Origin of the sequence: Roseobacter sp. MED193, assembly GCF_000152965.1 — a bacterium.
In the GTDB taxonomy this organism is placed as follows: Bacteria; Pseudomonadota; Alphaproteobacteria; order Rhodobacterales; family Rhodobacteraceae; genus Pseudophaeobacter.
On record NZ_CH902583.1, the window covers coordinates 3538828 to 3551130 of the forward strand.

Genomic DNA, 12303 nt, shown 5'->3' on the forward strand with positions numbered 1-12303 from the left:
AACGGGCAGCGCAGAGGCTGATTTTTCACGATAGAATTGTCACCTGGGCAGGCGCTGGGATTATGAAACCCCTGTTCAGCAGTCGCAACCAGGCTGGATTGTAAACTCTCCTTAAGGAGGTGTTAAATCATTTGACTAGATCTCCCCATGGTGGAATTGTGATTGTCACAATCCACCTTTAGGGTGGTTCAGCCAGAACCAAATTGTTGTTGATGAATTGGGATAGCCAAATGGACATAGATACGAATTTGAAATATGTGCAAAAGGCTCGTGAAACCTTCGATTTGTCGCCTGCAGAAGTCGTGATGGTCACAGTGATCAATGCCGGGCTACTGGGCGACAAGGCCATGCTAAAGACCCGGTTGATCGGGGATCTGCAGGCCGCGATCGAGGTCGAACTGGCAACCATTCCGCTCTATTTGTACAGCTATTATTCGATCAATCGCACCAAGCTGCAGGGTAGTGATCTGGATCCGGCGCAGATCTTTGCAAATGAGGCAGGCGGCGTCATCATGTCGGTTGCTGTCGAGGAAATGTTGCACATGTCATTGTCCAGCAACATCTTTTTCTCTTTGACCGGTGAGCCCCCCAAGCTTTACCAAGCGGCGCCAGGGAGTTATCCGGCTCTGTTGCCACACCATAACCCGGTGGTGCCAGAAGGCCCAGATCCGCAGGTCAAGGGCGGCATCCCCTTGCGGCCTTTCTGTTCTGAACAGATGTGGCATTTCCTGCAGATCGAATATCCCCATAATCCATTCTTTAGCGATCTATCTGTCGAGGCTCTGCCAGAGCTGTTGCGTGATCTATCCCACTGGTCTCCCGATGAGGTCAAAGCGTTCTTGAATGAACATGGCTGGCCCACGGATCAGAATTGGAATTCAATTGGGCAGTTTTATTCCTTTATCCGCTGCATCATTGCCTCAGCCTTTTTTGACGATGGCGACTTTCAGGCAGGCAACCCCAAGCAGCAAATTCAGCCCTATAATTATGCTCCCAACAATATCGACACCATCTACCCCAAACAGGCCTTTGATCCTGCAAAACCAGCGCCTGCTTTCCCAGGTGGCAGATCGGGTTGTCCGGCCGGGTTGCCTGGGGCGGCAGAGGTGACTGTTTATGCTGATGCCGATGACAGCTCTGCTGCGCCGATCCGCCCGGTTGAGGATCGCAAAGGCCATGAGGTGTCTGGCGCCTTTGAGCTGATGACGATCGCTAGCCGGGAAGATGTCATGCTGGCGCTGGAAACCATCTGCGAGCAAGGGGAGGGGTACTCAGCCAAACCCGGCGGCGGTGAAGCGATTTGGGACGATCCCGATTCCGAAGCTGAGCAAAGTCATTTTGACAAGTTCCTCGAATTGCAGATGCAGTTTGAGGACTTCTCGCATAGCCTGGAGAGCCTGCCGCCCTGGATGGAGGCACAGATTGATCGGCAATGGCTCGTGGAGGCGGTTCAAGGCAAGGCAAACAAATGGACGGCGCAGGAGTTGAAGGCCAAGAGTATGCTGTTTGACTATCCAGCCAATCCAACGCGTGCAGACTATGCGCATGACCCAATAGCAACCGCGCTGAATGATTTTTGCAGCGGCTTGTTTCAGTACATGCTGATCCTGACGGAAACCATCTACAAGATTGAGCCAAACTATGTGGACCCCAATAAGACCGGGGCTGACAAGGTTTCAGCTGAGGGTACAGTTCCCCATCAAAAGTACTTCTTTAACATTGCCTTGCACCGCTCGATGATCTGGATTTTGGACAAATTCATCGCCCTGATGCGCGGTTATCATGTGACTTTGACCGATGGTTCTACCGTCGCCTTGGCTCCCAGTTTTGACAATAGCGGCTTTGGATTGGGCGGGCAGGGGTTGGGAGCACGGGATCAGGCCTTTGACAATCTCGCGCAGCTTGGGGCGCAGGCCCTGCTCGCAACGGCAGGTGACAGTGCTTTGAATGCCTCAGTTGCGCCGCTGGTGTCCCTCACCATCAACAAGACCTCTGCCGATGGGGAGGGCATGCACCTGCCAGATGTCAGCAGTTACTGGTCACACCCCTAGTTGTTGGATCTCCGCTCCACTTTAGCCTGAAAAGGTTCAAAATCTTGGCCCCTGCGCCACTTGAAGATGCCCGAAAGGACAAACCCCATGTCGGATACCAAGCAAAGCACCGCGACCCAATCCAAGCCCCAAAGCGAGCGACCCTCTGTTGTACCGCCGCCGTTTAATTGGAAAGATACTCCCTATGGCAAGGCTGGGGCGCAGTTACAGTTGCCTGAAGGCGCTGAACTGCACGCCTGCCTGGGATTGAATTCCTGTAAGGGGCAGGACCGTTACGGCATCCACGGGCCCAATGGCAACAACCCAAACAGCTGTGCTGGTCAGGGGTTTTGCGCCACCACTGAAATCCATTCCTGCCATACCAACAACAACTGCGCCAACCAGGGCGGTTGCGGGCTGTATGGGTGGGGGCCAGATATGGATCAGCCAGGCCAGAACGAATGCCGCTCCATGGGGTCCTGTGCCGCGCCCATCAATGCAGAGCGTTTTATCACCGAAGGCGATCGCAAGGGGACGAGCGTCTGGAGCCGCGCCCGCGAGGTGTTTGAAACCGCTTATGCGGGAAAGAACAATGGCAAGACGCCGGGCCCAGCCCCTGCGCCCTTTAGTGAAACCGGTCCGACGGCTTCTTGGATCACCGAAAACTGCAACAGCTTTGCCGCCTGCGGTGCCAGTGGGCTGTCAGGCGGAGGCAGTTGCTCGTGAAAGCTACGCCCGCAAAAAGAGCAGAAATAACTGACCTACCCAAGCTTGGCCTCGGGTTGGGGCTGCGAAATACCCATTTTGATCACATCCTGAACCACTGGCCTGATGTGGATTGGTTTGAGGCAATTTCGGAGAATTTTATGGATTCCGGTGGGCGCCCCCGTCAGGTGATCCGCAAAGTGGCAGAACGTTATCCTGTGGTGCTGCATGGTGTGTCGCTCTCCATTGGCAGCAGTGATCCCTTGGATATGGATTATTTGCAACGGCTTAAATTACTGGCGCAGGAGGTTCAGCCCCAGTGGATCAGTGACCATCTGTGCTGGACCGGTGTCATGGGGCTGAATTCGCATGATCTGCTGCCGGTTCCACTGACCGAAGCCACGCTTGATCACATCGCGGCCCGTGTGCTGCGGGTGCAAGAGATACTCGACCGTCCGCTGATCTTGGAGAACCCCTCTACCTACCTGGATTTTCGCGCCAATACCCTGTCAGAACCAGAGTTCCTGCGCGCCCTGTGTGAGCGCACTGATTGTGGTTTGCTCCTGGACGTCAACAATGTCTTTGTGACCTGTTTCAACACGGAAAATGACCCTTCTGACTATTTTGACAGTTTCCCCTGGAACCGGGTGGTGCAGATGCACCTGGCAGGGCACACGGATTGCGGCACTCATCTCATTGACACCCATGACCAACCTGTCCGCCCAGAGGTTTGGGCGCTTTTTTCCCTGGCTTGGAAACGCAGCAATGGCGCTGCTACACTTTTGGAATGGGATGGAAATATCCCTTCGTTTGGGGAATGCCATCAGGAGTTGCTCAAGGCCAAAGCCTATATGAACGGGGGGACGGCACAGCTGTCCGGGAAATATGTCCCAGTGCCCGGTGCGTTGGCGGTGTCGAACCCGGTCAATTTTCTGGTGCCTGACGTGATGGCCGGGTCCGCGGAGCTGGAAGACAGGTGAGCGGATCTTTCGAGCTATCAGGCTTACAGCAATGGATGCAGGCGGCCTTGATTGAGCCCCAAGCCACTTCCAACCAAGAGATTGAGAGGCGGGTGCGCTCCACTTCTCGCTTATCGGCTGCGACGGCCCTGGGGATTTATCAGAACAGTTACCGCCTGCGCATTGCAGCCTGTATGCGTGATCAATTTCCAGCGCTGTGCTACGCATTGGGGGAGGGGTTGTTCAATGATTTTGTCGCCGAATATATCCGTCAGGCGCCACCCGAAAGCTATACGCTCTATGATCTGGGGCGGCGGTTTGCAGGTTTCTTACAGGCCAACCGTCCCGACCTGGACGCGCCAGTGCCAGAACTCTGGGTGGATTTTATCATAGATCTCGCCCGGTTTGAGCGTCAGATCTTTTCGACTTTTGATTGCGCCGGTGCAGAAGGGCTGCATCTGGCGCAGCAAACAACGCGGGATTCAGACCTTTGCGTCCAACCCAGTCTCTCGCTTGCGGCCTATGGGTTTCCTGTGGGTGACTACTACCATGCTGTCCGTCAAGAAAAGTCGCCTCGGCCGCCTGATCGAGAGAGGGTCTACCTGGCCGTGCTACGCAAAGACTATGTCACCCATACAATTCCGGTGAGCTTTGCCCATTTTGTCTTTCTGCAAGAGATGTGCCGAGGCGGAACCGTAGGCTCGGCGCTGAGCGCCGTGTCACAACAACTCTCGCAGGACCTTGCGCAGGTTGAGAAGGCCTGGAACGAGGTTTCAGAAATACGCGACAGCTGGATCAACGCGGGATTTTTCCTGGATCGCAGTCGGGCCTAGGGGGACATCGGCCGCTGTGCCACCGCACTATGGGGCGTAGTTTCAATCCGCAGGGATCAGGCTCAGGTATTCAACCGTGTAGCCGTTCACATAATCCAGACTCACCGCGCCATTGCCGCGCCGCCCAATCCCTGGGTAGCCTGCGACTGGATCGTCTGGATATTTGCCAAAATCCCCATTCCAACTGTTGCGGAAGATGAACCAGCCGCCGCCCAATTCCTCTGGGCCGGGTTGAAAGCCTGTGACGCAGACGCAATGGCCTGACACCCGGACCTCTCGGTCCACTAGATCAGGGCGAGCGACTGGATCGAACACCATCCCTGAGTTCAGCGCACCGTTATAGGTCCAATTGTTCTTGTGAGAGCCTTTCAGTTTGAACACCGGCAGGCCCAAGGCGACAGGGCGGCCCTGGTGGAGCTCTTGCAGGATGCTGTCAGCCGTGGTGTCTGGGACCGGCCCTTCTTCAAAATCCTCATATTTGACCTTATGAAAACGGCGCGCTGCAGCATCCGCTTCGGCAGCCTGCGAGGGGGGCGATTGGGAGAACAAACCACGGTGCAGATCGCTGGTCTGATAGGGGGCCAGGGCTTCGGTGCAGATGCCAAGGGCGCTGAGCACCTGATGTGCCTGTTTCAATTTGGTGGCGCCCAGGGCGTAGTCTGGCAAAACTGCGGCTTCCTCTGGGGTTATTGCGGCGCGCATATGCCAATATAGATACTCAGGGGAATGTAAAACAGGGGGCGTGCCGCGACGCGCCAGCAGGATATCGACACAGGCGGCGACCGCAAAGGCCGTGCAAGTGCCCCGCGGTCGCTGGTCTCTGGTATCCCAATGCCGCGACAAGCCCGCTTCCAGATCAATTGCCTGACCGCGCAGAGCGCCCTGATCACAGCTGCGGCCTGTCGGGGTTCCATGGCGGGCACAGCGATGGACCTCTTCAGCATATCCGCGGGCGCGAAAAACCCGGTCCAGGGTTTCAGGGGGGGTAAACCCAGCAAAGAAACTTCCAAGGGGCGTTGGCAGATCAGTCAAAACAGCCTCCATGATCGGGGAAACAGGAGAGAGCGAGAGCATCGACAATCGCTACATTCGGGTCAGGTCGTTTTCTTTCCGCCCACGTCGAAGGGCTTGTCCGGGCGTCCCGGTTTTTTTCCCTCTTGCGGGCTAGAACTCTCATCCTTCAGAGCCGCTGCAATCAGATCAGGCAGCTCATTGGCCAGCCTGTTGGCAACGGCATTGGATACTCTGCGGCTAAGAGAGGTGCCGCCCTCCAGATCTGGCAGAGTTTCAGGATCAGGCTCAAAGCTGCAGGTGATCCCGGACCATTCTGCGCGCGCTTGCGTAAGCAGGGCCTTGACCTCTGGCATCTCTTTCAGAAAGCCATGGAAAGTGTCTTTGGCCAGTTGCTGGCCTGCCTGGGTATCGCTACGGAAATGCACCCCGGCGATTTCGCGGTTTTCGGAAATACGTTGGGCCAGGGCGGCGGCATAGCGCGCCATGGCATGGTCTTCGCCTTCGTCGAACAGCGCGGCGACAATGGTCGCGATGAGGGTCATCTGGGTCGCATGGCCGCTGGGATAAGAGGCATGCGGTGGAGTTGGCACCAGCGGCATGAGAGCCGGACAGACCTGTACCGGACGAGCGCGTCCAATTTTATGTTTGAAATGCAGCGCAACCATTTGCCCGGCCTGCATGGCCAGCATGATGAGTTTTTGGGTGGCGGGGCGATTGCCTGCGCCCATCATGAGCATGTTGGACCAATAGGCCTCGCTATTGCCCACCTGCGCCACAATTTCAGCCGCCCGATGCGGTCGTTGGGAATTACGTAGAGTGATCAGGTCATGCACTTCCCGGCGCAGTGCCAGATCACCATCATCGGGGTTTTGTACCTGAATGGCGCGATCACCTTCGTCCCAACCGGTTTTGGCAAAGCGTTGCAGGATCAGTTTGATTTCAAGCTGGGGTGACCAGGCATCCTCTGGAAACTCCTGACCGCCGAGATAGGCAAACGGTGCACCGCCTTTGCGCCCCAAGGGTTCATTAAATGGAAGCCCTGCAGCAGCCCCAGCAGAGCGATAAGGCGCATAGGACCCGGCAGCAACAGCGCCGTCCACGGCGCCATCAACCGCCCCGTCCACAGCCCCGTCCACAGCTCCATCGACTGCGCCATCGCGATATCCAGTTGTCATGCGTACCTCCACTTCAGCCCGCATAGGGCCTATGCACCTTGATTGGCCTTCCCTCACCAGACAACCTTGGCGAGATTGGTGTCAACCCGGCGTGAAGGCCCCGTGAGATAGGCTAGTCTTGCAGGCCGATTTCGCGCAGGCGAGCGGCATATTTCTGACCCGTCGCCTGGTCTTGGAAAGGTTGTTTTTTCAAGAATTGACCAATGCGAAACCCCGGATCCAAGCGCTTGATCTCAGAAGCGATTTCGCGCGCCTGGGTCACTTCCCCGGTTTCGGCTAAAGCCACCGCAGTCATCCGCAGGTTGGAGGTATAATTGGGGTTCAGCCTTTGGGCGCGGCGCCCCGCAGCCACAGCCTCGGCGTAGTTGCCGGCGGCAAAATAGGCGATGCTGAGAAAATGCTCTGATCTGAACAGGTAGGGGTCACAGGGGGACAGCTGGATGGCGGCGCGGGCATTTTTGATGCCTGCCTCTGGCTGTCCGGAAAAGGTCAAGGTGGGGGAGGACCACAGCAGCGCCTCGGCATCGTTGGGGGCGTTGCGCAGCGCTCTGCTGCAAATCTCGATGGCCTGTTCCGCATAGCCAAACAGCACAGTTTGATTGTGCGCATAGCGCGCCAGCGCACGGCCGCTTTCCCCGCTCAGCCGAACGGCCTCTTCGGTGGTGGATTGTAGGGCGCGGCCATCGGCCACGGGATCCTTGGACCAGCCCTGCCCCAGGAGGACAGAGTGCCAATCGGTCAACGCGACACGGCTAATACCATACCGAGGATCGCGCGCGCAGGCCTCCTCTAGCAATGATTTAGCGGTGATGAAGGTCTTAGGATCCAGGTGAAACGCAATATCGCGGCCGCGGATCATAAGGTGATAGGCAGATAGGTCTTCTGGCAGGCTACCCTCGGTGCGCCGCAGCTCTGCTGCCGAGACCGAAGGCAGAAGTTGGTGGGTCAGATTGATGGCAATATCGGTCTGCATATCAAACAGTTCCGATGCATGGGCTGCATAAGTGTTTGCCCATTCAACCAGCCCGGTTCGTGTGTCGACCAGCTGCACTGTGATGCGAAACCTGTCCCCCGCACCGCGAACACTGCCGGTCACCACATAGTCGGCGTTGAGTTCCGGCGGCTGGCTACCGGGCGCGCCAGGCAGGCCCTGGAACTGGCGGGTCGTATTGCTGGAATAGACCTGCAACTCACGCAGTTGTGCCAGAAGCGATACGGTGTCCTCCAGAATTCCATGTAGAAAAAAGCTCTCGACTGGAACTGGTCCAAGATCAACAAAGGGGAAAATCGCCAGCTTTGGGGGGCCCTGCTGGCTGGCGGCGGCGGCGGCGCTATGGGGCTGCGAAGCCGGGAGGGGCTGCGCGGGGACTGGTGCCGCCTTGGGCTTGCCCTCTCGCAGCTCCCCCTTTTTGATTGCCACGACCAGAGCCTGGGTTTCTGCCGAAGGCTCCATCGCCAGGGCGTCATCAAGGCGTTCATAGAGCTGACTGTAGATTTGCAATGAGGCCCCGGTTTCGCCGCGTTCCGCCAGGCTGCGCATGGCAAAGCGGCTGGCGGCCTCGTTCAAAGGGTCCAAACGGCAGATAATGCGAGCGGCGCGCAGAGCCTCGGCGGCGCGGGTATGCGGAGCTTCCATCAGATCAAACAGCCGGGCAATCAGCTGCGCTTCATGGCTCTGGCAGCAGTCGCGCACCCAGCTGTCAAACTCCGGACCAATATGGCCAAACCCCATGAGAAAGAGATCGCAAAACTCTGCCCCGCCCTCCAGATGCTGACCGGGAATTTTCTGCCTTAGGGTCGCAATCAGATCGCCAATATCTGTCGAGACCTTTTCAGATCTTAGGGTAATATCCGTTGCGGTGATTTCTAGGGTCGCTTCTGTTAGCTCAGGGGCTTCGCGACGGATCTCTGTCAGGCACTGACGCAGAGATGAACGTGCCCGATCTTCCTCGCTGCCCTCCCAGAGCAATTCCGCCAGTTTGGACCGCAGGGCGCGCTGTCCAGGCTGCAATGCCAAGTAGACCAAAAGCGCGGTGGCTTTCTTTTTACCATGAAACACCGGTTGGTTTGCCCAGCTGACGCCGGGACTGCCAAGTGTCCGGATATAAAGGCCTGATTTGGTTTGGGACATTGTGTTCTTTCCTTAAGGGGAAAGTTAATCACAGGTTTTGCCAGCAAACAACACGGGTTCTGCCAGCATTTACCAAGGGAAAACGGCTCATATGCAGGCTGGTCCGGAACAGCCGCGTTGTTTGTCGCGTTAGCCGCGGCCGTTCAAAGGTTTGCCCCCGCAGAGTGCGGCCGGGGCAAAGGCGCTGTGTGCTGGTTGATCTTTCGCTATTCAGCGCCGCTGGGGGATCCGAGCCTCGAAACGCTTGAAGGCCAGACCGATTAGCCCTGCAATGACCATATAGGCCAGGGCGAGCAGGAGCAGCGGTTCATAGACGATGAAGGTATCAGACCGAACACGTGAGGAAACCGCGTATATCTCAACCACTGTAATGGTGGCCACCAGCGGAGTGGCCTTGAGCTGCAGGATGGTCTCGCCACCCAGAGTGGGCAGGACGTTGCGGATTGCCTGGGGCAACCATATGCGGCGGAACATTGTAAAACGGGGCATGCCAAAGCTCTTGGCGGCCTCTAGTTGGCCCTTGGCCACGCCCGAAAAGGCCCCGCGCATCACCTCGCCTTCATAGCCCGCATAGGACAAGGTCAGCGCCATGACCGCATAGGGCCAGGCCTGACGCAGATAGGGCCATAACTCGCTGGAGCGGATCCAGGGGAACTGGGGAAACAGGGAGCCAAGGCCATAATACAGTAGCCAGATTTGAAGCAGGAGTGGGGTGCCGCGAATGACGGTACAAAAGGCCCGTGCAGGCGCCGAGAGGTACCAGGGACCAATGGCCTGCGCCAGTCCAAGCGGAATGGCGAGCAAGAAGCCAAGCACCGTGGTGACCACCAGGATCCAGATCGTGGTCCACAGCCCTTCGAGGGCAAGGGGGGCATATTTGGGGATCCAGTCCCAGCGCATGGTCAGCGCGCACCAGAGGACCAATCCGGTAAACAGCATCATGAGCACAATGCGATGGGGCTGCATCAGGGTTTTCAAACCATTCATCTGCTACCCTCCTTCAGCGAGGGCTGGCCGCGGCGCGCCCATTTCTCAATCCGGGCAAAGACCGCGCCAGAGCAGAGTGTGACCATCAGATAGAGCCCACCTGCGGCAAGGAAAAAGGTGAAATAGGCGCGGGTGCTGCTGGCCGCCTGTTTGGTCTCAAGCGTCAGCTCATTAAAGCCCACCACGGCGAGCAACGCGGTGTCTTTGGTGGCAATCAGCCACAGATTGGCAAGGCCCGGTGTAGCAAAAGCCATCATTGCCGGAATGGTCACGCGGCGCATTGTCATCAGGGCGGGCATGCCATAGGCGCGGGCAGCCTCAATTTGGCCGGGGGGAACGGCCTGAATAGCGCCGCGCAGGATCTCGGTGGCATAGGCCCCCTGAACGATGCCCAGAACCCAAATCCCGGCCACAACGCCGCTGATCTCGACCCTGCCATACCCCATCGTCTGCGCCAGCTTATTGATGAGATCGGTGCCCACATAGTACAGGATCAGGATCAAAACCAGTTCGGGAACTGCCCGGATTACGGTAGTATATATGGCGAGCAGATCCCTTAGGATTGGCCCGCCATAGAGTTTTCCGTAGGCCCCGAAAAGCCCGATTATCAGCCCCATGCCAAAGGCGCCCAGCGCGATTTGAAGCGAATTCGCCAAACCGCGCAACAGGTTGCTGCCCCAGCCGGGGGCCGAGAGCGATAGCAATGCCGCGCTCTCGGCCAGACCGAGCCATTCGAGGATCATCGTCACGACAGTGCCTTAGTAGATGCTGGCAGCGAAGTAGCGTGCGGTAATTTCGGCATGGGTGCCATCCGCAAGGATCTTGGCGATGCCAGTATTGATCTTGGCGGCCAAGGCCTCATCCCCCTTGCGCAGACCGGCACCAACACCACGGCCCAGAACCGCTGGATCATCGGCAACGGCGCCTTTGATCTCGCAGCAGGCGCCGGCTTCGGTGCCGACAAAATCAGCCATGGCGATGCTGTCTGCCTGGGTGGCATCGATGCGACCAGCAAAGAGATCCTGATTGGCTTCGTCCTGGGTCTGGTAGACGCGAATTTCAGCGCCCTTGAAATACTCCTGGGCATAGGCCTGGTGAATGGTGGAGGCCTGAATGCCGATGATCTTACCGTCCAGACCTTCTGGGGTTGGGGCGATATCCATGGATTTATCGGCTACAATCACGGCTGGCGTGTTGTAGTAGGCATCCGAGAAATCGATGGTCTTCAGGCGCTCCTCGGTGATCGACATGGAGGCCATGATGGCGTCAATCTGCTGGCCGGTGAGCGAGGGGATGATCCCGTCCCAGGCCACGGGTGTCAGAACGCAGTCCAGTTCCGCGGCGGCGCAGACCGCGTCGATGACTTCGATTTCCCAACCAACCCAGGTACCGGAGGAATCCAGCGAGGCAAAGGGCGGATAGGGCTCAGCCGCGATGCCGATCTTGACTTGGTCAGCCTGGGCGGTCCCAGCGGTGAGAGTGGCGAGAGTGAGGCCCGCGGCCAGTAGTGTTTTGATTGACATGATTTTCTTCCCTGTTGTTGTTTGGTTTTGATGAAAATGTCAGGAGACCGATTTGAGAAACTGCTGCAGGCGTTCCGACTTTGGATTGCCAAAGACCTCGGCAGGTGGGCCCTGCTCTTCGATCCGGCCCTGATAGAGATAGACGACATGGTCCGCGACTTCGCGGGCAAATCGCATCTCATGGGTGACCAGCAGCATGGTGCGCCCCTCAGAAGCCAGATCCCGGATCACGGTCAGAACTTCGCCCACCAATTCCGGGTCCAAGGCGCTAGTGGGTTCGTCAAAGAGCATCACGGATGGATCTACCGCCAGGGCGCGGGCGATGGCGGCACGTTGCTGTTGACCACCTGAAAGAAACGCCGGAAAGGAGTCTTCCTTATCCGCCAGCCCAACCCGTGCGAGCAGCACACGCGCCTGAGCGATGGCCTCGGAGCGGGGGATTTTCAGCACATGCACCGGCACTTCGATGACGTTTTCCAGCAGCGTTCGATGGGTCCAAAGGTTGAAAGACTGAAAGACCATCGCAAGGCGTGTGCGAATGCGTTCGATCTGCCGACGATTGGCCGGGGTGCCATCGGCGCGTGTCTCAACCTCTTCGCCATCAATTATGATCTTGCCGGATGTCGGGGTTTCCAGAAAGTTGATGCACCGCAGCATCGTCGATTTGCCAGATCCACTGCCGCCAATGATTGCCACAACGTCCCCCTGACGCGCCGTGAGCGAGACGCCCTTGAGCACCTCCAGCGTACCAAAGGATTTGTGCAGGTCTTTGATGCGAACGGCATCCTTTGCGGGCGTTGTTGTCTGGGCTGCCTCCTGGGGGAGTGCGATGTCTTGAGTGTCAGGGGCAGCGGTCGGCATGGTTGGACGTCCTTAGGTTTTGGGGTAGTTAGGCTTAAATGAGGCAATTATTCAAGTGTATAATTAGGTCGAGCCGCTGCGGGGA

11 protein-coding genes are annotated in these 12303 nt (G+C 57.6%); 4 read left to right on the forward strand and 7 right to left on the reverse strand.

The features are described from left to right. Positions 1–230 precede the first annotated feature (230 nt). From MED193_RS19355 to MED193_RS19370, 4 genes are all read left to right on the forward strand, one after another. The gene (locus tag MED193_RS19355; RefSeq protein WP_039966432.1) at positions 231–2051 is read left to right on the forward strand and encodes a ferritin-like domain-containing protein; all 1821 of its coding nucleotides are present in this window, start codon (positions 231–233) and stop codon (positions 2049–2051) included. Positions 2052–2138: 87 nt separating this feature from the next. Then, positions 2139–2756, forward strand: a complete 618-nt coding sequence (locus MED193_RS19360; RefSeq protein ID WP_009811473.1) for a hypothetical protein — start codon at positions 2139–2141, stop codon at positions 2754–2756. Next, a complete protein-coding gene (locus MED193_RS19365) occupies positions 2753–3715 on the forward strand; it encodes a DUF692 domain-containing protein (protein ID WP_157041428.1) in 963 nt (320 codons plus the stop codon). Before MED193_RS19360 ends, MED193_RS19365 begins: the two co-directional genes overlap by 4 nt. Further along, positions 3712–4527: a DNA-binding domain-containing protein gene (locus MED193_RS19370; protein WP_050757610.1), complete on the forward strand. Its 816-nt coding sequence runs from the start codon at positions 3712–3714 to the stop codon at positions 4525–4527. Before MED193_RS19365 ends, MED193_RS19370 begins: the two co-directional genes overlap by 4 nt. 42 nt (positions 4528–4569) lie before the next feature. Here MED193_RS19370 and MED193_RS19375 read toward each other — a convergent pair whose 3' ends face one another. The 7 genes from MED193_RS19375 to MED193_RS19405 form a co-directional block, all read right to left on the reverse strand. Then, a complete protein-coding gene (locus tag MED193_RS19375; protein WP_157041430.1) occupies positions 4570–5559 on the reverse strand; it encodes a C1 family peptidase in 990 nt (329 codons plus the stop codon). A 62-nt stretch (positions 5560–5621) separates the two neighbouring features. Next, positions 5622–6716 carry a phosphatase PAP2 family protein gene (locus MED193_RS22410; protein ID WP_050757611.1) on the reverse strand — a complete coding sequence of 365 codons (1095 nt, stop codon included), beginning with the start codon at positions 6714–6716 and terminating at the stop codon, positions 5622–5624. Between the two features lie 112 nt (positions 6717–6828). Then, the gene (locus MED193_RS19385; RefSeq protein WP_009811478.1) at positions 6829–8847 is read right to left on the reverse strand and encodes a BTAD domain-containing putative transcriptional regulator; all 2019 of its coding nucleotides are present in this window, start codon (positions 8845–8847) and stop codon (positions 6829–6831) included. A 210-nt stretch (positions 8848–9057) separates the two neighbouring features. Further along, complete coding sequence (locus MED193_RS19390; protein ID WP_009811479.1) at positions 9058–9834, reverse strand: ABC transporter permease; 777 nt, start codon at positions 9832–9834, stop codon at positions 9058–9060. Next, on the reverse strand, positions 9831–10583 hold the full coding sequence (locus MED193_RS19395) for an ABC transporter permease (protein WP_039966434.1): 753 nt from the start codon (positions 10581–10583) through the stop codon (positions 9831–9833). Before MED193_RS19395 ends, MED193_RS19390 begins: the two co-directional genes overlap by 4 nt. A gap of 9 nt (positions 10584–10592) precedes the next feature. After that, positions 10593–11357 carry a transporter substrate-binding domain-containing protein gene (locus MED193_RS19400; RefSeq protein WP_009811481.1) on the reverse strand — a complete coding sequence of 255 codons (765 nt, stop codon included), beginning with the start codon at positions 11355–11357 and terminating at the stop codon, positions 10593–10595. A 39-nt stretch (positions 11358–11396) separates the two neighbouring features. After that, complete coding sequence (locus MED193_RS19405; protein ID WP_009811482.1) at positions 11397–12218, reverse strand: ABC transporter ATP-binding protein; 822 nt, start codon at positions 12216–12218, stop codon at positions 11397–11399. Positions 12219–12303: the final 85 nt, after the last annotated feature.

Bases quoted from the DNA above. Each gene is read 5' to 3' on its own strand.
- MED193_RS19355 (WP_039966432.1), top strand. From the start codon at position 231: ATGGACATAGATACGAATTTGAAATATGTGCAAAAGGCTCGTGAAACC.
- MED193_RS19360 (WP_009811473.1), top strand. From the start codon at position 2,139: ATGTCGGATACCAAGCAAAGCACCGCGACCCAATCCAAGCCCCAAAGC.
- MED193_RS22410 (WP_050757611.1), bottom strand. From the start codon at position 6,716: ATGACAACTGGATATCGCGATGGCGCAGTCGATGGAGCTGTGGACGGG.
- MED193_RS19385 (WP_009811478.1), bottom strand. From the start codon at position 8,847: ATGTCCCAAACCAAATCAGGCCTTTATATCCGGACACTTGGCAGTCCC.
- MED193_RS19390 (WP_009811479.1), bottom strand. From the start codon at position 9,834: ATGAATGGTTTGAAAACCCTGATGCAGCCCCATCGCATTGTGCTCATG.
- MED193_RS19400 (WP_009811481.1), bottom strand. From the start codon at position 11,357: ATGTCAATCAAAACACTACTGGCCGCGGGCCTCACTCTCGCCACTCTC.
- MED193_RS19405 (WP_009811482.1), bottom strand. From the start codon at position 12,218: ATGCCGACCGCTGCCCCTGACACTCAAGACATCGCACTCCCCCAGGAG.